The organism is Enterobacter sp. FUJ80071, assembly GCF_038739915.1.
In the GTDB taxonomy this organism is placed as follows: domain Bacteria; phylum Pseudomonadota; class Gammaproteobacteria; order Enterobacterales; family Enterobacteriaceae; genus Enterobacter; species Enterobacter kobei.
Window position 1 is genome coordinate 2,047,819 of the sequence record NZ_JBBXKH010000001.1, and the last position, 19,632, is coordinate 2,067,450.

26 protein-coding genes and 2 pseudogenes are annotated in these 19,632 nt (G+C 53.7%); 5 read left to right on the plus strand and 23 right to left on the minus strand.

Features of this window, described 5'->3' with window-relative positions; translation table 11 throughout:
* Window positions 1-13 precede the first annotated feature (13 nt).
* From dtpA to blr, 11 genes are all read right to left on the minus strand, one after another.
* Window positions 14-1,522 carry a dipeptide/tripeptide permease DtpA gene (dtpA, locus tag AAER43_RS09985; protein ID WP_014883575.1) on the minus strand — a complete coding sequence of 503 codons (1,509 nt, stop codon included), beginning with the start codon at window positions 1,520-1,522 and terminating at the stop codon, window positions 14-16.
* A 605-nt stretch (window positions 1,523-2,127) separates the two neighbouring features.
* Window positions 2,128-2,763, minus strand: coding sequence for an endonuclease III (nth, locus tag AAER43_RS09990; RefSeq protein WP_023338272.1), 636 nt, complete (start codon window positions 2,761-2,763; stop codon window positions 2,128-2,130).
* Window positions 2,760-3,446, minus strand: coding sequence for an electron transport complex subunit E (locus AAER43_RS09995; protein WP_023337188.1), 687 nt, complete (start codon window positions 3,444-3,446; stop codon window positions 2,760-2,762). The genes nth and AAER43_RS09995 overlap by 4 nt, the downstream gene beginning before the upstream one ends.
* A 2-nt stretch (window positions 3,447-3,448) precedes the next feature.
* Window positions 3,449-4,069 carry an electron transport complex subunit RsxG gene (rsxG, locus tag AAER43_RS10000; RefSeq protein WP_050861832.1) on the minus strand — a complete coding sequence of 207 codons (621 nt, stop codon included), beginning with the start codon at window positions 4,067-4,069 and terminating at the stop codon, window positions 3,449-3,451.
* A gap of 10 nt (window positions 4,070-4,079) precedes the next feature.
* A complete protein-coding gene (gene rsxD / locus AAER43_RS10005; protein WP_050861831.1) occupies window positions 4,080-5,132 on the minus strand; it encodes an electron transport complex subunit RsxD in 1,053 nt (350 codons plus the stop codon).
* Window positions 5,133-7,154, minus strand: coding sequence for an electron transport complex subunit RsxC (gene rsxC / locus AAER43_RS10010; protein WP_050861830.1), 2,022 nt, complete (start codon window positions 7,152-7,154; stop codon window positions 5,133-5,135). It lies immediately after the preceding gene.
* Window positions 7,147-7,725 carry an electron transport complex subunit RsxB gene (rsxB, locus tag AAER43_RS10015; protein ID WP_023337191.1) on the minus strand — a complete coding sequence of 193 codons (579 nt, stop codon included), beginning with the start codon at window positions 7,723-7,725 and terminating at the stop codon, window positions 7,147-7,149. Before rsxB ends, rsxC begins: the two co-directional genes overlap by 8 nt.
* On the minus strand, window positions 7,725-8,306 hold the full coding sequence (gene rsxA / locus AAER43_RS10020) for an electron transport complex subunit RsxA (protein ID WP_014883581.1): 582 nt from the start codon (window positions 8,304-8,306) through the stop codon (window positions 7,725-7,727). The genes rsxB and rsxA overlap by 1 nt, the downstream gene beginning before the upstream one ends.
* Before the next feature lie 76 nt (window positions 8,307-8,382).
* On the minus strand, window positions 8,383-8,823 hold the full coding sequence (locus AAER43_RS10025; RefSeq protein WP_023337192.1) for a DUF2569 domain-containing protein: 441 nt from the start codon (window positions 8,821-8,823) through the stop codon (window positions 8,383-8,385).
* Between the two features lie 86 nt (window positions 8,824-8,909).
* Window positions 8,910-9,125, minus strand: a complete 216-nt coding sequence (gene ydgT / locus AAER43_RS10030; protein ID WP_013096896.1) for a transcription modulator YdgT — start codon at window positions 9,123-9,125, stop codon at window positions 8,910-8,912.
* Window positions 9,126-9,356: 231 nt separating this feature from the next.
* A complete protein-coding gene (blr, locus tag AAER43_RS10035) occupies window positions 9,357-9,482 on the minus strand; it encodes a division septum protein Blr (RefSeq protein ID WP_168112406.1) in 126 nt (41 codons plus the stop codon).
* 243 nt (window positions 9,483-9,725) lie between these two features.
* Here blr and AAER43_RS10040 point away from each other — a divergent pair, with 243 nt between their 5' ends.
* Complete coding sequence (locus AAER43_RS10040; RefSeq protein WP_050861829.1) at window positions 9,726-10,766, plus strand: oxidoreductase; 1,041 nt, start codon at window positions 9,726-9,728, stop codon at window positions 10,764-10,766.
* A 52-nt stretch (window positions 10,767-10,818) separates the two neighbouring features.
* Here the strand turns inward: AAER43_RS10040 and add are convergent, their stop codons facing one another.
* From add to AAER43_RS10085, 9 genes and pseudogenes are all read right to left on the minus strand, one after another.
* Window positions 10,819-11,820 (minus strand): adenosine deaminase, encoded by a 1,002-nt coding sequence (gene add, locus AAER43_RS10045; RefSeq protein ID WP_023332825.1) that lies wholly within the window; start codon window positions 11,818-11,820, stop codon window positions 10,819-10,821.
* Between the two features lie 96 nt (window positions 11,821-11,916).
* Window positions 11,917-12,792, minus strand: a pseudogene (locus AAER43_RS10050) (aminotransferase class I/II-fold pyridoxal phosphate-dependent enzyme); the annotation flags it as partial.
* Window positions 12,780-12,968: a hypothetical protein gene (locus tag AAER43_RS10055; protein WP_342701909.1), complete on the minus strand. Its 189-nt coding sequence runs from the start codon at window positions 12,966-12,968 to the stop codon at window positions 12,780-12,782. The pseudogene AAER43_RS10050 and the gene AAER43_RS10055, both read right to left, overlap by 13 nt.
* Window positions 12,965-13,627 carry an MT-A70 family methyltransferase gene (locus AAER43_RS10060; protein ID WP_342701827.1) on the minus strand — a complete coding sequence of 221 codons (663 nt, stop codon included), beginning with the start codon at window positions 13,625-13,627 and terminating at the stop codon, window positions 12,965-12,967. The genes AAER43_RS10055 and AAER43_RS10060 overlap by 4 nt, the downstream gene beginning before the upstream one ends.
* Before the next feature lie 218 nt (window positions 13,628-13,845).
* Window positions 13,846-14,062 (minus strand): annotated as a pseudogene (locus AAER43_RS10065) (hypothetical protein); the annotation flags it as partial.
* A complete protein-coding gene (locus tag AAER43_RS10070; RefSeq protein ID WP_164474822.1) occupies window positions 14,059-14,226 on the minus strand; it encodes a hypothetical protein in 168 nt (55 codons plus the stop codon). The gene AAER43_RS10070 and the pseudogene AAER43_RS10065, both read right to left, overlap by 4 nt.
* Complete coding sequence (locus tag AAER43_RS10075; RefSeq protein ID WP_231070029.1) at window positions 14,223-14,651, minus strand: regulator; 429 nt, start codon at window positions 14,649-14,651, stop codon at window positions 14,223-14,225. The genes AAER43_RS10070 and AAER43_RS10075 overlap by 4 nt, the downstream gene beginning before the upstream one ends.
* Window positions 14,648-15,265, minus strand: a complete 618-nt coding sequence (locus AAER43_RS10080; protein ID WP_231070031.1) for a lambda exonuclease family protein — start codon at window positions 15,263-15,265, stop codon at window positions 14,648-14,650. The genes AAER43_RS10075 and AAER43_RS10080 overlap by 4 nt, the downstream gene beginning before the upstream one ends.
* 281 nt (window positions 15,266-15,546) lie before the next feature.
* Window positions 15,547-15,759, minus strand: a complete 213-nt coding sequence (locus tag AAER43_RS10085) for a hypothetical protein (protein WP_001514161.1) — start codon at window positions 15,757-15,759, stop codon at window positions 15,547-15,549.
* 344 nt (window positions 15,760-16,103) lie between these two features.
* Between AAER43_RS10085 and AAER43_RS10090 the strand changes: the two genes are divergently transcribed.
* Window positions 16,104-16,310 (plus strand): hypothetical protein, encoded by a 207-nt coding sequence (locus tag AAER43_RS10090; protein WP_016063429.1) that lies wholly within the window; start codon window positions 16,104-16,106, stop codon window positions 16,308-16,310.
* Between the two features lie 31 nt (window positions 16,311-16,341).
* Here AAER43_RS10090 and AAER43_RS10095 read toward each other — a convergent pair whose 3' ends face one another.
* The 3 genes from AAER43_RS10095 to AAER43_RS10105 form a co-directional block, all read right to left on the minus strand.
* Window positions 16,342-16,692 (minus strand): hemolysin XhlA, encoded by a 351-nt coding sequence (locus AAER43_RS10095; protein ID WP_342701910.1) that lies wholly within the window; start codon window positions 16,690-16,692, stop codon window positions 16,342-16,344.
* 1 nt (window position 16,693) lies between these two features.
* Window positions 16,694-17,119 (minus strand): hypothetical protein, encoded by a 426-nt coding sequence (locus tag AAER43_RS10100; RefSeq protein ID WP_111966483.1) that lies wholly within the window; start codon window positions 17,117-17,119, stop codon window positions 16,694-16,696.
* Between the two features lie 67 nt (window positions 17,120-17,186).
* On the minus strand, window positions 17,187-17,912 hold the full coding sequence (locus AAER43_RS10105) for a helix-turn-helix transcriptional regulator (protein ID WP_111966484.1): 726 nt from the start codon (window positions 17,910-17,912) through the stop codon (window positions 17,187-17,189).
* A 104-nt stretch (window positions 17,913-18,016) separates the two neighbouring features.
* On the opposite strand from AAER43_RS10105, the gene AAER43_RS10110 reads away from it, so the two are divergent.
* The 3 genes from AAER43_RS10110 (at window position 18,017) to AAER43_RS10120 (ending at window position 19,513) form a co-directional block, all read left to right on the plus strand.
* The gene (locus AAER43_RS10110; protein ID WP_060617458.1) at window positions 18,017-18,250 is read left to right on the plus strand and encodes a helix-turn-helix domain-containing protein; all 234 of its coding nucleotides are present in this window, start codon (window positions 18,017-18,019) and stop codon (window positions 18,248-18,250) included.
* A 38-nt stretch (window positions 18,251-18,288) separates the two neighbouring features.
* The gene (locus AAER43_RS10115) at window positions 18,289-18,510 is read left to right on the plus strand and encodes a CII family transcriptional regulator (protein ID WP_000449472.1); all 222 of its coding nucleotides are present in this window, start codon (window positions 18,289-18,291) and stop codon (window positions 18,508-18,510) included.
* Window positions 18,511-18,640: 130 nt separating this feature from the next.
* Window positions 18,641-19,513, plus strand: a complete 873-nt coding sequence (locus AAER43_RS10120; protein ID WP_342702028.1) for a helix-turn-helix domain-containing protein — start codon at window positions 18,641-18,643, stop codon at window positions 19,511-19,513.
* Window positions 19,514-19,632: the final 119 nt, after the last annotated feature.

Sequence of the window (19,632 nt, forward strand, 5' to 3'; positions counted from 1 at the left end):
TTTCTCAATAATCTTACGCAGTCGCGGTTTCGCTTGCCTTGGCCGTCTTGTCGTCGTCCTGAGTCATACGATTCAGTTTCGGCGCGGTCAGCAGCATCAGAACTGCAATCACCGCTGTCGCGATACCAATCTGCATGAACACGGTACCGTAGACATTCAGGGAGACCAGTGGGTCAGTGACGTTTTCCGGCACGGCCATCAGGTTCGCAATCTTACCTGCGATAATTGCTGCACCGGCAGTGGTCAGGAACCAGCTACCCATAATGAAGCCCATCAGACGCTGTGGAACCAGCTGTGCCACCATCGCCAGGCCCAGACCGGAGATCATCAGTTCGCCGATAGACTGCAGCGCATAGCTCAGAATCAGCCAGTTTACGGAGACGATACCGGCGTCGGTCGCAAATTTCGTACCCAGCGGCAGCACCAGGAACGCACCGGAGCACAGCACCATACCAATCGCAAACTTGTGCGGCATTGGCAGACGGTCGCCCATCTTGTTATAGATAGCTGCCAGAATCGGGCTGCCAATCATAATCCAGAACGGGTTCAGTGCCTGATACTGCTCCGGCTCGAACGCGATACCCAGGATAGAGTGCTCAACGTTACGAATGGCGAAGAAGTTCAGAGAGGTTGGCATCTGGCTGTACAGTACGAAGAAGATAATCGCTTCCAGCATCAGAATGAAGGCCACAATCATCTTACGGCGCGCAGCACCCTGCATCGCGAACGCTTCTTTTGCGAAGATGACCACGATACCCAGCGCAACCACGCCCAGCACCGCACGTGCGATACCCTGGTTGTGCAGCAGCCAGGTGGCGATTGCCGCCAGAATCACAACGCCCACGATGGTCGCCAGCAGTTTGCCCATATGGACGGGTTCGAAATCGGGTTTTGAACCGTAGTCTTTGACCCAGTTGCGGCAGAACAAGAAGTTCACTACGGTGATCAGCATGCCCACGAAGCTCAGCGCAAACGCCACGCTCCAGCCGAATTTAGCGGCCAGCCATGGTGTTGCCAGCATGGAGAAGAATGAACCGATGTTGATGGACATGTAGTACATGGTGAATGCACCGTCCAGACGTGGGTCATCTTTGCTGTAACAGGTAGAGAGCAGGGAAGATGGGTTCGCTTTAAACAATCCGTTACCGACCGCAATGGTCGCCATACCCATATACACCACTGCGGCGTCATGGCCAGACCATGCGACCAGACCATAGCCAATCGCCAGAACAATGGCGCCCAGCATGATGACACGTTTGGTGCCGAGAACTTTATCACCCAGCCAGCCGCCGATAGCAACCAGGCCGTATACGAGGGCACTGAAGGAGGAGAACAGCGTGATGGAATCGGCTTCGGACATACCCAGCTGTTTTACCAGGTAAACCGCCATGATCCCTTGCAGGCCGTAGTAACCAAAACGCTCCCATAACTCGATAGAGAAGATGAGATAAAACGCTTTAGGTTGTTTAAAAGCGTTAAGACTCACGCTTTCATCTGTTGGTTTATTGTTTGCAGTCGACACATATACCTCTTTTTTTACATCCCATATTAACGGGGGTGTTCATAGCGTGATGGCCGTAGTCCATCCGCCTTATAGTTATATTGGGAGGAGAAACGGCGGGTAATGTTCACTATCCTGACCCGTCTGGCAATACGTTTGTAATAATCTGTTACATTTATCTGGGGTGGTATAATCGTCGGTTCATGCAAATGTTATTCAGCGTTAAATTTCATACGGTGCGTAAAGGTAGTTTTTTCAACTGGCATTCCCCCTCCCCGATCGGCTTTTGGCGATATGTTCTGCTATTTGCCGTTTGTGGCAGTGATATAGCCCATATTCTGAAAAATAGCTGGTCTTATCTTCCGGTTCTGATCGGTTATATCTTGTCTGGCAAAGGCTTTGGAATGATTTTGACAACAAAAAATCAACATGAAGTTATCAGAGTGATCGCGATCACAGATGTATAGAAATTTTTGGCTATGAAAAAAGTATTAACCTGTTTGAGCGTTAACGCGCCGAACAAGTGACAAGTCAGCAGGGGCAAGAGGCGGATGATTTATGGTCAGGAGAGGGACGTTTGGAAGGCCTTCTCCTGATGTGGGATTGCGATTCTTCAGACCAGCAATTCAGGGATACACTTTTTCTTTGAATTCGCAGAGGTCTTCAATAATGCAGGAGCCGCAACGAGGTTTACGGGCGATGCAGGTATAACGGCCGTGCAAAATCAGCCAGTGATGGCAGTCAACCTTGAATTCGGCGGGCACCACTTTTAACAGCTTCTCTTCGACCTGCTCAACATTTTTACCGGGGGCGAAGTTGGTGCGGTTAGAAACACGGAAGATATGCGTATCCACGGCGATCGTCGGCCAGCCGAACGCCGTATTAAGCACCACGTTCGCGGTTTTGCGTCCTACACCCGGCAATGCTTCCAGCGCTGCGCGGTCTTCCGGCACCTCACCGCCGTGCTGTTCCAGCAAGATCCGGCAGGTTTTAATCACATTCTCTGCTTTGCTGTTAAACAATCCGATGGTTTTGATATAAGACTTCACGCCTTCCACGCCGAGCTCCAGCATCGCTTTTGGCGTGTTAGCGACCGGATAGAGCAGGGCGGTCGCTTTATTGACGCTCACATCGGTAGCCTGTGCAGAGAGCAACACGGCGATCAGCAGCTCAAACGGGGAGGTAAAATTCAGCTCCGTCGTCGGATGCGGGTTCTCGTCCCGCAGACGGGTTAGGATCGCAATGCGCTTTTCTTTATTCATGAGGCCTTCTCGGGGATCCCTTCCTGGACGCTACGCTCTGCTGCGCGGCGCTTACGTTTTTCATCAATCAGGTATTTTACTGCCAGCATCATGCCAAGGCCAATAAACGCGCCAGGTGGCAGCATCGCCAGCAGGAATGGCGTATCGGTATGGAACACCTCGATACGTAGCGATTTGGCCCAGCCGCCCAGCAGCGCGTCGGCACCGTCAAACAGCGTCCCGTTGCCGAGGATCTCGCGCAGTGAGCCGAGCACGAACATCGCACCGGTCGCACCCATACCAATCGAAAAACCATCCAGCGCCGACATGGCCGGACTATTTTTCACGGCGAAGGCTTCCGCACGGCCGACCACAATACAGTTGGTCACGATCAGAGGGATAAAAATTCCGAGCGACTGATACAGACCGAAGGCGTAGGCGTTAATCAGCATCTGGACGATACTGACCACCGACGCAATGATCATAACGTAAATCGGAATACGGATTTCCGACGGGGTCCAGCGGCGCAGGGCGGAGATGGAGAGGTTGGTCAGGGTCAGCACCAGCGTCGTTGCCAGACCGAGACCAAGCGCATTGGTGGCCGTTGACGTCACGGCCAGCAGTGGGCACATCCCCAGCAGCTGAACCAGCGCGGAGTTGTTCTTCCACAGTCCCTGGACAATAACCTCTTTAACCTGGCTCATGATCACTCTCCACAGGCCGGAAGATTGTTGATTTGCGCGGGTAGCGTTTCAGCATACAGCCCGGCCCGTTTTACGGCGTTCACCACCGCGCGCGGGGTGATGGTCGCGCCCGTGAACTGGTCAAACTCGCCGCCGTCTTTTTTCACCGCAAACGCGGTGTCATCTTCACCATGGATCGCTTTACCGGCAAAGTGCAAAATCCAGTCGCTCAGACGGGTTTCAATTTTATCGCCCAGACCCGGCGTTTCATGATGTTGCGTCACGCGGGTGCCCAGTATGGTGCCGGAGAAATCGCTGCCGACGAGCAGCTGAATGGCGCCGGAATAGCCGTCGGGCGCCGTCGCCTCCATTACCGCGCCGACCGGTTTATCCCCTTTGCGGGCGATAAACAGGCGGTGCGGGCCTTTTCCAAGCTGCGGCGCGTCTACCACGAAGCAGCTCTTTTGCAGGTCATTATCGTAAAAATCCGACGGGATCACCTGATCGAACAGCGCTTTTTGCTGCTTCACCGCCTGTTCATCAATGGTCGATTTGGTCAGCTCATTCACCAGCGCCGTCATTCCGGTGAGTACGGCGGCGAAAACGGCCAGCGTGACGCCATGTTTTTGCATTGTTTTCAGCATCGCGACACCCTTAACGATGGCCGTACACGCGCGGGCGCGTGTAATAGTCGATGAGTGGAACTGTGATGTTGGCGAGCAGGACGGCAAACGCCACCCCGTCCGGATAACCGCCAAAGCTACGGATGAGCCAGACCAGCAGTCCTGCCAGCGCACCGAAGATTAAGCGGCCACGGTTAGTCGTAGACGCCGTCACCGGATCGGTCAGGATAAAGAACGCGCCCAGCATCGTTGCACCGGAGAGCAAATGCATCTGCGGGCTGGCCAGCGACTCAGGGGAGAAGACCCAGCCAAGAGTGGCACAAACCGCCAGCGTCACGAGGAAGCTGACCGGAATATGACAGCGGATGGCCTTCTGCTGCAGCAGGAACAGGCCACCCAGCAGATACGCCAGGTTAACCCACTGCCAGCCTGCACCCGCGAGCATACCGCTGTAGATGGCGGATTTCATGATTTGCTCGACGCTGTGCCCGGCATGCAGGGACGTTTTGAACGTATCGAGCGGCGTCGCCTGGCTGATGCCGTCCACGCCCATACGCAGCGCGTTCATATCCGCGCCGAGCGCCGTATGGCCGGTAAAGATCACGTGCAGGGCATCCATAAAGCCTGGCACCGTGGCGGCAATGTCATGCGGTGGAAGCCAGCTGGTCATTTGTACCGGGAAGGAGATCAGCAGCACCACATAGCCGATCATCGCCGGGTTAAACGGGTTATGGCCGAGCCCGCCATACAGCTGTTTGGCAATAATCACGGCAAAAACGGTACCGAGGACGACCATCCACCACGGGGCAAACGGCGGAATACTGATGGCCAGCAGCAGGCCGGTCAGCAGCGCGGAGTTGTCGGCAATAATGCGGGAGACCGTCATCTTGCGAAGCTTCAGCACCAGCGCCTCTGCCGCTACGGCGCTGATACAGCCCAGGGCTATCTGGAACAGGGTTCCCCAGCCGAAAAACCAGCACTGAACGGCAATACCCGGCAGCGCGGCCAGGCAAACCAGCATCATAATACGCGATGTCTGACGCTGATTATGGGTGTAAGGGGAACTTGCGATTCTGAAAACCATTTAATCCTCGTTAACGGCTTGCTGTGCGGCTTTCTTCGCCTGAACGCGCGCAATTGCGGCAGCGACGGCGGCCTTGCGCGGGTCATCGTTAGCGGCCTGCGGCTGCTCTTCCTGCTGCGCTGCTTTACGCGCTTTGGCGCGGGCTATCGCCGCTTCAACGGCAGCTTTACGCGGGTCAACCGGTGCTTCTGGTTCTGCTGCAGGTGCCTGCTGCGCCGCTTTACGCGCTTTGGCGCGGGCAATCGCGGCTTCAACAGCGGCTTTACGCGGATCGACCGCGTCCTGTTCAACCATCACCTGCTGATCCTCGGCCTTACGGGCTTTGGCACGGGCAATCGCCGCCTCGACAGCGGCTTTGCGTGGATCGACCTCCCCATCCGGTTGCGCTGTTTGCGCTTTTTCTGCCTGACGTGCGCGAGCCGCAGCCTTGCGTGCTTCACGCGCGGCGATGGCTTCAATGTTGTCAGGCTTCTCACCTGCAGGGATCACCACCGTCTGGGCAGCATTGGCTTTTTTCTCGCGAACGCGTGCCAGGGCGGCGTTAATTGCATCCTGATCTTTTTTGCCAGGCTGGACGGCGGCCTGCTTATGACGCTCCTGACGGGCCGCTTTTTCACGTTCCAGCCGCGCCTGACGTGCTTCAAAGCGCGCTTTGGCTTCTGCTGCACGTTTTTCTTCCATGGAGATGGCATAAATTTCGGCCTTCTCCTGGCGGAAGTATTGCACCAGCGGAATATTGCTTGGGCAGACCCAGGCGCAGGCGCCGCATTCGATGCAGTCGGCCAGGTTATGCGCTTTGGCTTTATCGTGTAGCTGGCCTTTGCTGTACCAGTAAAGCTGCTGCGGGAGCAGATCCGCCGGACAGGCATCGGCACAGGCACTACAGCGGATGCAGCCTTTCTCTTCCTGCACTTCGCCCATCTCGGTGGAAGAGGGAGCAAGCAGGCAGTTCGTGATTTTGACTACCGGGACATCCAGCCATGGCAGGGTAAAGCCCATCAGAGGGCCACCCATGATCACCATCTGATCGGTACCCGGGCAGAATTCAGCCTGCTCCAGCAAATGACGCACCGGCGTACCGAGGCGCGCCCAGACGTTACCCGGACGGGAGACCGATTCGCCAGTCAGCGTCACGACTCGTTCGGTTAACGGCTCGCCGTCAATTACCGCACGTTTCACGGCATAAGCTGTGCCGACGTTTTGCATCAGCACGCCGATATCCGAAGAACGTCCGCCGTGCGGCACTTGCTTCCCGGTGAGGATTTGCGTCAGCTGTTTTGCGCCGCCAGACGGGTACTTGGTTGGAATAACGCGCAGGGCGATATCATGGCTACCCGCCAGCACGGCGCGCAGCATGGAGATAGCCTGCGGTTTATTGTCTTCGATACCAATCAGCACTTCTCGCGGCTGCAAAATATGCGCGAGGATACGGATGCCTTCCACTACCTGAGCGGCGCAATCCTGCATCAGACGATCGTCGGCGGTGATATACGGCTCGCACTCTGCGGCATTGATAATCAGCGTCTGGATTTTATCGCTACCGCCGCGCAGCTTGACGCCGGTAGGGAAGCCGGCGCCGCCCAGCCCGGCAACGCCGAACTGGTGAATGCGCTCGATAAGCGCTTCGCGGCTCTGGCTGCGGTAGTCGCTCCAGCCGTCACGTTCGATCCAGCGATCTTCGCCGTCGGCTTCAATGATCACGCTCAGCTCTGACAGTGCCGACGGATGCGCCACCGTATGAGGGGCAATCGCGATCACTTTACCGGACGTTGGGGCGTGTACAGGCAGCATACGTCCGCGACCAAAGGTCAGCGGCTGACCGCGAAGGACGGTATCACCTTCTTTTACGCACAGCTCACCTTCCGCGCCGATATGCTGCTTGAGCGGCATGACGTAACGCGTCGCCAGCGGAATCTGGCGCAGCGGCGTGCCGTTAGACTGGGTTTTCATCTCCGGCGGATGAATACCGCCGTCAAAGTCCCAGATCTTCTCTTTTCTGAAAGCAGAAAATAACTTAAGCATGTTGTTCCACAGGAATGTTGCGAACCGGAATGGTTTGAAGATCCCACTTCCAGCTTTCGGTAGTCGCTTCAACCGGGCGCAGCGTAATACATTGCGTCGGGCAGGGTGCTACGCAGAGGTTACAGCCGGTGCACAGATCCGCCACGACGGTGTGCATGGCGCGGGTGGCACCAACAATGGCGTCAACCGGGCAGGCCTGAATACATTTAGTGCAGCCGATGCAATTTGCCTCGTCGATCACGGCGAGGGCGCGGACCGGCTCCTGCACATCCGCATCGCCATCAACGGGCTGTGGGTCAACGTTAAGCAGGGCCGCAATTTTCAGCATCACCGCTTCGCCGCCGGGAGCACAGCGGTTAATTTTCTCACCCTGAATGCCCACCGCTTCAGCGTAAGGGCGACAGCCAGGGTAGCCGCATTGCCCACACTGGCTTTGCGGCAGAAGCTCATCAATTTTTTCTACAACGGGATCGTCCTCTACCGCGAAACGGCGGGAGGCGTAACCGAGGATAAGGCCAAACGCTAACCCCAGGACGCTAATAGAGGCGATGGCAATCCAGATAGCATTCATTACAACTTCACCAGACCACTGAAGCCCATAAAGGCCAGAGACATTAAACCCGCGGTGACCAGCGCAATCGCGTTACCGCGGAAAGGCGCAGGGATATCCGCAGCGGCCAGACGTTCGCGAATCGAGGCGAACAGGACCATTACGAACGAGAAACCGACGGCGGCGGAAAAACCGTACAGCGCCGACTGCATAAAGTTATGGCCAAGGTTGATGTTCAACAGCGCCACGCCGAGTACCGCGCAGTTGGTGGTGATCAGCGGCAGGAAGATACCGAGCAGGCGATAGAGCGCCGGACTGGTTTTACGCACCACCATTTCGGTAAATTGCACAACAACGGCAATGACCAGAATAAAGGCCAGCGTACGGAGGTAGATTAACCCCAGCGGGATGAGGATCCAGGTATCTATCAACCACGCGCAAATCGATGCCATCGTCATGACGAAGGTGGTTGCCAGCCCCATGCCCATCGCCGTTTCCAGCTTTTTGGAAACGCCCATAAACGGGCACAGGCCAAGGAACTTCACCAGAACGAAGTTGTTAACCAGCACAGTGCCGACAAAGAGCAGTAAGTAATCGGTCATTATTTAGCCTGAAATAAAAAAGCCGCCTATTATCGGACAAACCGGGTCAGGCGACAACAGGTTATCTGTAAGGTTATTACGGGTTCACGAAGGTGTTTTTTACCCGCGTCGACCGTTTGAAATAGGGCACCAGCAGCGCCGCGGCCAGTAACGGGAAAAGTAGCTGGCGGACCGCAAGCACGTCAGACACCGGCGAGAACGCAAACGCCTTGACTGCCAGCAGGACTGAGATTAACAGCCAGATAATATAGTGCTTAGGCACCCCTTTGCGGCGTTTGAAGAAGGCGATGGTCAGCCACAGGGTGTAGTACCACATGCCGATCGCGAAAACGAAGGACACAAACCACATCGCAATATTAAGCACACTTTGCGACATCAGGGTCTGAATAGCGTGAGGGGTGATCAGTGCGGTAGTATAAAGCAGCAGCGCAAGCGATGCGCTTAACAAGGCAACCAGCAGCCATGCCAGTGGGGCGATTAACCAGCCTCCAATGCGTTCTCCAGGCGTTGCGGTCATGAACTCTCCCATAATCTGCGCGAAATGTTGTACAGCCAGTTTGCAGGGCGGAGAGTATATAACATTTCGCGCGGATGGCTACTTTCTTATAAAACGTAACGCCAGACAGACTTAGGCACTTCACCGACGTTGAACAAACGACCGCCGGAGACCAGCTCCGCACGGCGATGATCGGCGGCGCGATACATATTGATGATGTCCTGATTATCCGACAGGGTGTAGTTCAGGTGGTCAAACAGTTTTTCCAGGCTCTCAAGCGAATTGATCTTGCGAAATTTTAATAAATAGTCCTGAACTGTCATATTAATAAGTTTCCATATAAAAGTGAGTAATACCCGTTAAGGTAATTCGTTCGAATAATAAACGGATTAATAAAGACGTAAACAGCCCACTCAGGTAACGCGACGAAATTAGGAGTTTTCTTTGCTGAAATTCAGGCATCAGACGATGCCTGGAAGAGAAGGTTAACCGTGTTCACCTGGGCTGGCAATACGTAACTGACATAATATGTCACTCGTTATTGCAGTAACCGGTTACTTAGGTTGGGCGACTGTGACAGGCTCCGGCGGCTGGTAGTTATCGATATGGCTGGCAACGCCGAGCAAAATGACCGATACCCCAAGAACAATCCATCCCGCTAATTCAATGATTCGATTAATAATTGATGTCATGACTCGTAATTGTACTTTATCCATAAATACAGGGCGCAAATGTTACAGCGAGGCCTCACCAACGGCAAGCGCTTTGGGAACGGTTCCCTTAAACAAAATCAGAAGGTTAATACTATGTAACGAAAACAACCGCCACAACCTGCTATTTTAAGTCATACGGCACATTATTAATCTGCGCTTATGGCAGGCTTGCCAGTGTGAAATAAGAACATCATAAAAGAGGACGGCACTATGAGTGATAATATCCGCGTCGGTCTGATAGGTTATGGGTACGCGAGCAAAACGTTTCATGCACCTCTGATAGCCGGAACGCCCGGAATGATGCTGGCAGCAGTATCCAGTAGCGATGCTACCAAAGTCCATGCCGACTGGCCTTCCGTGCCGGTTGTCTCTGAGCCAAAACATCTCTTCAACGATCCGAATATTGATTTAATTGTCATCCCTACACCTAACGACACGCATTTCCCCCTGGCAAAAGCCGCGCTGGAGGCAGGAAAGCACGTCATTGTTGATAAACCTTTCACGGTGACGTTGTCACAGGCGCGTGAACTGGACGCGCTGGCAAAAGGCCTGGGCAGACTGCTTTCCGTTTTTCATAACCGCCGCTGGGATAGCGACTTCCTGACGGTAAAAACGCTACTCAGCGAAGGTACGTTAGGTGAGATCCTCTTTTTTGAATCGCACTTTGACCGTTTTCGCCCGCAGGTAAGAAACCGTTGGCGGGAGCAGGCCGGTCCGGGGAGCGGCATCTGGTACGATTTAGCCCCTCATCTTTTGGACCAGGCTGTCAACCTGTTTGGTCTGCCGGTGAGCATGACGGTCGATCTGGCCCAGCTCAGACCCGGGGCGCAGACGACCGATTACTTCCACGCGGTGTTAAGTTATCCGCAGCGCCGCATCGTGCTGCATGGGACGATGGTCGCGGCCGCGGAATCTGCCCGTTATATCATTCACGGCACGCGGGGAAGCTATGTGAAGTTTGGCCTCGACCCACAGGAAGACCGTCTTAAAAACGGTGAGCGTTTGCCGCAGGAAGACTGGGGCTATGATATGCGCGACGGCGTGGTCACGCGGGTTGAAGGTGAGGTACTGGTTGAGGAAACGTTGCTGACGATGCCGGGCAACTATCCGGCCTATTATGCGGCTATTCGCGATGCGTTGAACGGAACAGGAGAAAATCCGGTTCCGGCCAGCCAGGCGATTCAGATTATGGAGCTGATTGAGCTGGGTATCGAATCTGCCAAACATCGCGCCACGCTCTGTCTGGCATAGGGTTCAGATACTGTAGGCCGGGTAAGGCGCAGCCGCCACCCGGCAAAAAGGCTTACGCGGTTGCCACTTTATTCCGCAGAGCCTGCTTCTCTTCCGGCGTCAGGAACGCAATTTCCAGACCGTTGATCTGCGCCTGACGGATCTGCTCGCGGCTCAGACCCGCCTGCGGTGCGGCGTTGTTGTACTCGTGGATGATATCCACGCCCTGTACCGCCGGATCGTCAGTGTTCAGCGAGGCCAGCACGCCGTGTTCCAGGAAGGTTTTCAGCGGGTGCTGCGCGAGCGTTGCCACGGTGCTGGTCTGAATATTGGACGTCAGGCACGATTCAATCCCGATACGCTGTTCTGCGAGGAAATCCATCAGGGCGCGATCTTCTACCGCCTTCACGCCGTGACCGATACGCTCGGCGCCGAGCTCACGAATGGCCTGCCAGATACTTTCCGGACCTGCCGCTTCACCCGCATGAACGGTAATGTGCCAGCCGGCATCGCGTGCGCGGTTGAAGTGAGAGAGGAACAGGCTGCCCGGGAAGCCCAGTTCATCACCGGCGAGATCGACGGCAGTGATGGCATCGCGATGGGCCAGCAGCGCCTCCAGCTCCTGCAGGCAGGCCGCTTCGCCAAACGTACGGCTCATAATACCAATCAGACGGGCCTGGACATCGTAGGTTTCACAGCCCTGGCGGACGCCTTCAATCACGGCTTCCACCACGCCTGCAACGGGCAGGTTGTGGGTCATCGCCATATAGCCCGGCGAGAAGCGCAGCTCAACGTAGTGCAGGCCGTTACGGGCCGCATCTTCAATGTTCTCAAACGCCACGCGGCGGCAGGCATCCAGCGAGGCCAGCATCTTCACGCCCCAGTCGAGTTTGCTCAGGAAGCTGACGAGGTCAGGTTCATTAGAGGTGACCTGAACGTGCGGGATCAATGACTCCAGCGTTTGAGCGGGAAGCGTTAAATTGTACTGGCGGCCAAGATCGAGGATGGTTTGGGCACGAATGTTACCGTCAAGGTGACGATGAATATCAGTTAAAGGCAGGCGTGTATCAATCATGGTCGCACTCTTTTCTGGTTAAAGTGCGCCATATTATAAAAACAAAACGGGGTAAAAAGCTATTTGCGCAAGGGAATATTCCGTTGCGCAAACTGATTACAGGAGCGTGTTAATTCCGGCAATGAGGCGTTTCACCCCTTGTTCCAGCTTGCTGCGCGGGCAGCCTGCGTTCAGGCGCACGAAACCGTTACCTTCGTTTCCGTAGGTATATCCCGGCATGATGGCCACTTTTTGGTGCTCAATCAGTACTTTTTGTAGCTCGTGGTCATCAATACTTAGCGGGCGCAGATCAACCCAGGCCAGATAGGTGGCCTCCGGCGGCTGCCAGTTCAGTTTCGGAAAAGCACTGTTTAATTCCTGCGCGATATACAGCAGATTTTCTTCGAGATAGTGCCTTAGGGCATCCAGCCACGGCGCTCCCTGCTGGTAGGCGGCGATATGTGCCGTCAGTGCCAGTACGGAGGGGGAAGAGAGTCCGTCCCGGCCTTTTAAGGCGCTGAGATAGCCGTTACGGCTCTCTTCTTCACCTATCAGGCCGTAAGCGCCCGTCAGCGCCGGAATATTAAAGCTTTTCGAGCCGGAGGTAAGCAGCGCCCATTTGCCGCGCGCCACCTCATTCCACGGCGTGTGACGATGCGCACCCCACACCATGTCCATATGAATTTCATCGCTGATGACCGCAACGTTATGGCGCACGCACAACTCTGCCATGTGGGTCAATTCTTCGCGGGTCCAGACCTTACCGGTTGGGTTTTGCGGGCTGCACAGGAGCAGGATTCTATTTTCCGGTTTCGCCAGTGCCGCTTCCAGAGCGGCCATATTGCCCAGCCAGCCAGAAGCATGCTTTTCCATCTCAACCGGCACCACATGACGCCCATTGCCTTCAATGGCTTTGTAAAACGCATCGTATGCCGGGGTGTGCACCACCACGCCGTCGCCAGGAGCGGACCAGAGACGAATCAGCTCGGATATACGACGAACTCCAGGAGGCTAACTCCCAGAGCTTCAATTTTCTTGTGATGCTTGTTGATGATGGGAGGCACCGTTTCGTTCCAGTTAGGCTTTGGCTTCTTGCGAATGGCCTGCTGTATTTCCTCCGTGCAGCGGCGGCAGGCGGCGCGGATTGCGTTTTCATTTGCTGGTGTCATGCGGCCTCCGTTTTCATAACATCGATGGCGCAGCCGGGCAGCAGTTCTACCGCGGCGGTAGCGCACTGATTTCCCCAGTGATGCCAGCCTGGAGCCGCGCTGCGGCTGAAAAGCTCAATCCGCGGCACATCGCCGTAAAGCAGCTCCAGCCGGTGGCGTACTTCCCAGGGCTTTTCGCTGTGTGCGCCGAGCGGGCTATAGACCACCTGCTTAATCCCGGCGTGCTTACGTTCCAGCCCGGCGCCACGGGTGGCAATCAGCAGGTCTTCGGTATTGGCCCGGGTGTGGTTGCCGCCGTTCATGCGCGTCTCGGCGTTAAGCAGATAGAGGAAGTCGTAAAAGTCGGTGACTTCACCCTCAGCCAGCGCCTTGTTGATGCGCAGCTCGGCGTTCTGATTCAGCTTCACCCAAGTAAAGCCTTTCATCGTGCGAACGGTGAAGCCCCAGGCCTCAGCCAGTTCAATCGCCTCCTGGTTATGCGTGCCGGTGTACCACATCGCCAGCACCGCGTTTTCGGCGGCAAGTTCCCACACCGGCAGACGCTTGATGTCGATTAACTTCATGGTGGAGTAGTGATCGGCAGCGGCTCCGTTGCTGATGGTGTTGCCGTAAGACCAGGGCGGGTCAGCCATTATTAAGCTGTATTTTTGATTCGGCATCTTCTTCCTCCCATCAGATAAACGACGCGGTTGAAATCTTCGTAGCTCTCAATATTCCTTGAATAATCAAGCATCCTTTGCGTGCCGTTGGAATAAATTCTCCCCGGGTAAATACCGCTAGAAGATCTAAACTCCATCGTCTGGATAAGCGTTCCTGGGTTTTTTGTGCTGGCCAGTTCATTCGTAGACATGAAGGCTATCTTCTCTTCATCGATGACAACGAAGGCGTAGAAGTCACATGCACTAAGTGATGCTGCGCGGCCATAACCTTTCCCAGAAGCTGAATGCGCCGTTATCCAGCGCGAAAGACTGGGTGACTTCGCTGGCCAGGGCTAATTGGCCGGGGTTGGCGAAGGAAATGAAAGCGTGCCTGCCTTTCCATGCCTTCAGGGCGCATGTGTCCGGCGTAATCGGTCCGCCGTGAAAATGGATCATGCACCCTCCCGCTCCGGATCGTTAACATCCCAGCCATTACGCTCATTATTGGTTTGCAGCCGCTTATCTCCGACCTCTTCAATGCTGCGGCCGGTAATCTCTGCGACTTCAGCGTTTGAGTGTCGCCACAGCAGCGCCAGCTCTTCGAGAGACCACGCTTTCATAGCACTGACTCCATTTCGTCGATGTAGAGGCCCTGAGCAATCAGGCGGCGACGGCGGGCGGCGCGAGCAATACACTCCTGCCGTCGGCCTTCCTGTGACTGCTCTATGGCGCGCCGGGTGAACAGCCGCGATTTACCCTGTGGCGTTACGACCTTTGGCTTGCTGGCCAGACTAAATGTCCGGTCGCAGATGCCGTCCTCGTTGATCCATTTTTCCGACTCAACTATCTGCGCTATCTGTCCGGAGCCGCGGGTAATGCCGTTGGCGACCCGGTTAAACTCAATGAGCGATACGCCAAACTTCTCAGCGATTTCGCTGCCGGTGACCGGGCGGCCGCGCGTCTGAATCATCCAAATAACGCGTTCGCGGAGGCCCGAGAATTGCCCGGTTCGACCGGGCCTGCGGTAAAAGGGTGTGCGTTTCATGCTGCACGCTCTGTGATTTTCTGAATTTCCGATTCCAGATCTGCAAGGAAGCTCTTAACCTCAGACTCGATTTCGCGCGCCAACTCTTCATCGAAATGAATGCGCTTCTTGAAATAGGCGAGGTCAGGCGGCAGGCGATCATCGAAACTAACGAAATCACACCATTTCCGCCCGGCGCACATCATCTGCGCATGCATTTGCAGCATGTACTGGCGCTTTGGCTCGCCAGTTTTCAGCGTTTCAAGATGGGTCCAGGTGTTGGGGCATTTGATTTCGATAAGCCCGTCATCGTTAACAAGTCCGTCCGGGCTGGCTGCGAATCCTGGTATGGTTGGGTGATCGATGAGTCCAACTTCAGTGATTTCAGCATCGAACTCATTCAGGGCGTACATTTCGCGCGCCACTGGCTCAAGTTCAGTGCCGCGCATCATCGCGGCATTCGAAAACCCTTCCTCCAGCTTCCCGGTCAGCCGTTGGCAAATCAGCTCGGCCATGTAGTTCTGGCGGCTGGTGGAGTAGCCCGACTTAGTCCGGGCCATGACATCAGCCAGGCGACTCGCTGTGACCTTGCCGCAGCGCGCAGCAAACCATTCAGGGGTGCGTTGCTCCATCATTCAGCCTCCGTCTCTGCGGCATTGACAGGTTCGGCGTTATCGACAGCAAGACTCATGTCATACATGCGTCGCTTCTCAACTGCGCCGATAGTGGTGCATCATACCTTCACCTCAACCTGTTTCAGGAGGCCAATCCAACCAGAACAGGATCATCGTCTCCTGTGCGGTTGAGATGGCAGTATTACCATCACCAAGCATCGGCGCCCGGTGCTTGAGGCTGGTTATGTCGTCACCCGCTGATGCGGGAGAAATGCTTTATCAGTCCGCTGTAAACTGCTGAGCTACAACTCATCACGAATCTGTGAGAGTGTGCTGATCGCCTGGTAATGACCGCGACGCTGCTCTTCTGTTTTGAACGCACGCATATCGTCTTTTATCGATGCGATTGCCTTATTCAGAACTTCCACTTGCGCTTCTTTAATCGCCTGTTTGCGTGGCTTCTGACGCTTCTTAGGAAGGTCTCTTAAACACGCCGGAATGTATGTCTGAGTCATAAAAAATCCTCTTGTGATTCAGCACAGCCCACTCAGGTTCAAATGGACTGGAATAAATCTTTTTTCGCTTTGCCATAATTGCCGCTCTCCCTGAGCCCGCCTATGGTCCGACGCATGGTTTACTGTCGCGCCGTTCGACTGACCGAATCTCCACTTCGCCGCTGGCTAACTTCGCTCAGCTGTCGATGTTTCGTTTCGATGGACTTATTAAAAACCATAGTTGTTTTATCGTCAACAACAATAGTTGTATTTATAGTTGTTTTGGTTTTATTTGGTTGTATTTAAAAGGAATTTATTTTTATAAAAGATTGGTGCTATGCTGCAAAAAACATCATGGGGTGGCTATGGAACGTGATGAACTTGCAGATGACCGGATGGCCTTCATGGCTGGAGAGGTTGGGTGTGTGGTGTTCGAACTGATTTACAACGGGATTGAGATCAACAAAGACAACATTGTGGGATTTCTGGAAGGGAAGCGTAAAGCCGTCGGGAACGTGATCCACAAGGGGGTGCTACGGGATGCGGCTGAGATGGTACGGAAGGGCAAATAAAAACCCGGCGCGGTGGCCGGGTGATAAAATTCTATTTCAAAACAAGTCCGTTCAGAGCATCAAGAATTTTAGAAGCATAATTACCGAATACATAAACACAAAAAGCAAACACAACCGATAGAATGGCAGAAGAAGCCTTAAACGTTGTCTTCATGGATTTTACTCCATTTTCGATTTCACTCAGCCTTGAGTCGATGCTCTTAATGTCTGATTTAATCTCAGTAATATCTCGCTTAATGTATTCTACATCAGATTCTAAGCGTGCAACTCTGGATTGCATGTCATCGCCTCCGCCATTACCGTTGCCATACCTTAAAGTATGCACGTTGAACTCTTCGTTAGCAACTGGTTGGCTTCTTTTGAGATATGCTGAATTTGCCATATCAGACTTTCCATTCTTTTGATAAGTAGAAAAAACACTCTGAATCGTGAATCAATCTACTTTTATCTTTATCATCAATAACATGAAGTGACATCGTTACCTTGTAAACGCCCTCTTCTTTAACAAGAATGTTCATGAGGGACATATTTTCAATGCTCACTGAATCACTTCCGGAGGTCGTGCCAGCCACAATAGGGTCCGATTGCAATGACTGACCGCTACCAAAATCAATTCTCTGGTCGCCAAAAAATAGGTCGACATCGACACGATAGTTAACTTTCGTTTTAATAATAAGCCCAAAGGAAACGTCAATACTGATTTTCCCTGAGAGATCATCTGGCTTTATCCATGGCTGGGGATAATTTAAGGAGCGAGATATTTTCCCGGGGAATATCTGGGATACATATAAAAATGAAATCTTTTCCATCGCTTATCCTCGCTAATAAGCCATTTGTTACCATATCTTTACAGCTAAACCAGCCGCAGCTTTGTATCTACAGCAGTACCGAGTACCAGAAAAGACGACCAATTATCTCGACGTCTTCAATATCAGCCTCTTCGTCTGGGTAGGAATCGTTGTTGTAACTGCGGATGATCAGTTTTCCACCTGGCTTACGATACAGCTGTTTAATGCGCTTGAGTTGACCACTCCCGCCATCTGTCTGACCAATGGCATACAGTTTCCCGTCAACTATGCGTTTGTTGTTCGTATCTACGGCTACAGTCGTACCATCCGGTATTACGGGTTCCATACTGTCGCCAGTAGCAGGGAAGCACAGGATGCCAGACCCATCTGTATTAGCTCCAACGCGTCGGAGGGTTGCCTTTGAGAACCTGAGCTTAAAGCCATTGTGATCCTCGCATTGAACGCGTCCATCGCCACAAGCAAATTCAATATCCTTAAGAAAAGGCACTTCAACCTCGTCAGCAGGAAGCGGGGTGTTTTTGTCCCATGCGTCGACAGTTCCCCACTCTGATTCAGGACCAATATTTGATTCTTTAGCGTCTGATCGCATGGGGCCAACACCTGAACTTAGCCATTCAGGTTTAACCATCAAAGCATTTGCCAGCTCTACCAACTTTGTTGTCTGGTTAGCTTTTCCCGTTTCTATCTTCTGGATAGCAGCTTGGCTTACCCCAACCAGATCCCCGAGAGCCTTTTGTGTAAGGCCTCGTAATGTCCTGGCTTCCTTCAGTCTTTCAGCGAGTGTCGTTTTCATATACGCAATCTACAACCGTGGTTTTATTTCATCAAACGAAAATGGTTGTTGACTAAATACAACCATAGTTTTATTCTTCATTTATATTCACTACGGAGGTTGTTATGAATCCAACCATTAAAACCGCCATTACCATCGTCGGGTCTCAAAAAGCCCTTGGTGAAGCATGCGCAGTATCGCAGCAGGCGGTTTACAAGTGGCTACACAACAAAGCAAAGGTTTCTCCGGAGCATGTGAACAGCATCGTGAAAGCAACTGGTGGTGAAATTCAGGCCTACCAGATTCGCCCTGACTTACCGACGCTGTTCCCATCACCGATCGACAACAACGCCGCCTAATGGCGGCATAACCAATTAATTCAGAGGAAGTATCGCAAATGGAAACCTTAACAACACGCAACAAAGCGGAGGCAAGACGAATTGAGAGCTGGGTACAGCGGCAAATCGCTGATCTGGGTACCGCCCGGATAGCCGAAGTAGCTGGCATCAACAAATCCACAGTCAGCCGGTGGCGGGAAAACCTGGTACCGAACATGTCGCTGCTGCTGGCCATCCTGATTTCGAACAGGGATGGAGTGAAGGGAGATTTTGAAGCATGAACGCAGAAAGGGCGAAAGCCGCGGTGCGCTAACACCAACGGCTTTCAGGTGCAATAAACGTCAGTCAATTGCGAGGCAATTATGCCAAGTAAATCGAAGAGAGTAAACAAACCGGAGGTAGCACGTGAGCATGTCACTTATGGCGAAAGCAATGGGGGTCAAAGTGGGAAACTCACTGCGTAAGCTCGTCCTGATTAAGTTGGCCGATAACGCCAACGATAAAGGCGAATGCTGGCCTTCGTATCAACATATCGCCGACCAATGCGAATGCAGCAGAACGGCTGTTCGTAACCATATTGATGCGCTTGAAGAAATGGGGCTTTTGAAGCGGGAAAACCGCATCGGAGTGGCTAACGGGAAGGGTAATACATCCAATGTTTACTACCTGAATCTCGATGTTACCCCTATGCCACTAAAAAGCACAGGGGTGTGCAATGACGTTGCACCCCCTATGCCACCAGATGGCACACCCCCTATGCCACCAGATGGCACCAGAACCAGTCACTCTTTTGAACCAGTCAATGAACCTAACTCTCTCTCTGGGCGCGATGGTTTTGTGAGCGAGGCAGCGAAGACAAGAATGGGCCTGCCAACCGGTAGTGGAATTCCATTCCCCGCTCAATTCAAACCTTCTGCTGAGCATATCGCTATGGCTTCCGAGAAAGGGGTCAGCATCGAAACCGAGCTGCTCAACTTCCGTGACTACCACACAGCGCGAGGCACAACCCTGATTGACTGGAATTCAGCATTCCGTGTCTGGATCCGCAACGCTCGCGTAAACCCGCTGGCATCAAAGCGAAGTCGCAGCGAGCCAGAAACCCCGCACTGGAATATCTCCGGAAATTATCTGCGGGATCGGCATGGACAGCCGCATCCTCGAAACCTCGTCTGGCTTTGCGGTTATCGAGCCGTGCACCAGACTGGTACAGAATCAGGTTCTGCTAATCCTCAGCGGCGGACGGACTCAGTTTGCCAGAGTCATGGGCAGGGCACTGATTTGTGATGATGGTGAAGCGATAGAGGGGGAGGCTGCGGAAGAGGTTGAGGTGATGGGGCGGGTGACGTTCTTCATCAACAGCGTGATGCAGGATGACAGGGTGGTGTGATGGGGCATGGGTGGGG

Coding starts and splice junctions, on each gene's coding strand:
- nth (WP_023338272.1), bottom strand. CDS start 2,763: ATGAATAAAGAAAAGCGCATTGCGATCCTAACCCGTCTGCGGGACGAG.
- AAER43_RS09995 (WP_023337188.1), bottom strand. CDS start 3,446: ATGAGCCAGGTTAAAGAGGTTATTGTCCAGGGACTGTGGAAGAACAAC.
- rsxG (WP_050861832.1), bottom strand. CDS start 4,069: ATGCTGAAAACAATGCAAAAACATGGCGTCACGCTGGCCGTTTTCGCC.
- rsxD (WP_050861831.1), bottom strand. CDS start 5,132: ATGGTTTTCAGAATCGCAAGTTCCCCTTACACCCATAATCAGCGTCAG.
- rsxC (WP_050861830.1), bottom strand. CDS start 7,154: ATGCTTAAGTTATTTTCTGCTTTCAGAAAAGAGAAGATCTGGGACTTT.
- rsxB (WP_023337191.1), bottom strand. CDS start 7,725: ATGAATGCTATCTGGATTGCCATCGCCTCTATTAGCGTCCTGGGGTTA.
- rsxA (WP_014883581.1), bottom strand. CDS start 8,306: ATGACCGATTACTTACTGCTCTTTGTCGGCACTGTGCTGGTTAACAAC.
- AAER43_RS10025 (WP_023337192.1), bottom strand. CDS start 8,823: ATGACCGCAACGCCTGGAGAACGCATTGGAGGCTGGTTAATCGCCCCA.
- ydgT (WP_013096896.1), bottom strand. CDS start 9,125: ATGACAGTTCAGGACTATTTATTAAAATTTCGCAAGATCAATTCGCTT.
- AAER43_RS10040 (WP_050861829.1), top strand. CDS start 9,726: ATGAGTGATAATATCCGCGTCGGTCTGATAGGTTATGGGTACGCGAGC.
- add (WP_023332825.1), bottom strand. CDS start 11,820: ATGATTGATACACGCCTGCCTTTAACTGATATTCATCGTCACCTTGAC.
- AAER43_RS10055 (WP_342701909.1), bottom strand. CDS start 12,968: ATGACACCAGCAAATGAAAACGCAATCCGCGCCGCCTGCCGCCGCTGC.
- AAER43_RS10060 (WP_342701827.1), bottom strand. CDS start 13,627: ATGCCGAATCAAAAATACAGCTTAATAATGGCTGACCCGCCCTGGTCT.
- AAER43_RS10070 (WP_164474822.1), bottom strand. CDS start 14,226: ATGAAAGCGTGGTCTCTCGAAGAGCTGGCGCTGCTGTGGCGACACTCA.
- AAER43_RS10075 (WP_231070029.1), bottom strand. CDS start 14,651: ATGAAACGCACACCCTTTTACCGCAGGCCCGGTCGAACCGGGCAATTC.
- AAER43_RS10080 (WP_231070031.1), bottom strand. CDS start 15,265: ATGATGGAGCAACGCACCCCTGAATGGTTTGCTGCGCGCTGCGGCAAG.
- AAER43_RS10085 (WP_001514161.1), bottom strand. CDS start 15,759: ATGACTCAGACATACATTCCGGCGTGTTTAAGAGACCTTCCTAAGAAG.
- AAER43_RS10090 (WP_016063429.1), top strand. CDS start 16,104: ATGGAACGTGATGAACTTGCAGATGACCGGATGGCCTTCATGGCTGGA.
- AAER43_RS10095 (WP_342701910.1), bottom strand. CDS start 16,692: ATGGCAAATTCAGCATATCTCAAAAGAAGCCAACCAGTTGCTAACGAA.
- AAER43_RS10100 (WP_111966483.1), bottom strand. CDS start 17,119: ATGGAAAAGATTTCATTTTTATATGTATCCCAGATATTCCCCGGGAAA.
- AAER43_RS10105 (WP_111966484.1), bottom strand. CDS start 17,912: ATGAAAACGACACTCGCTGAAAGACTGAAGGAAGCCAGGACATTACGA.
- AAER43_RS10110 (WP_060617458.1), top strand. CDS start 18,017: ATGAATCCAACCATTAAAACCGCCATTACCATCGTCGGGTCTCAAAAA.
- AAER43_RS10115 (WP_000449472.1), top strand. CDS start 18,289: ATGGAAACCTTAACAACACGCAACAAAGCGGAGGCAAGACGAATTGAG.
- AAER43_RS10120 (WP_342702028.1), top strand. CDS start 18,641: ATGTCACTTATGGCGAAAGCAATGGGGGTCAAAGTGGGAAACTCACTG.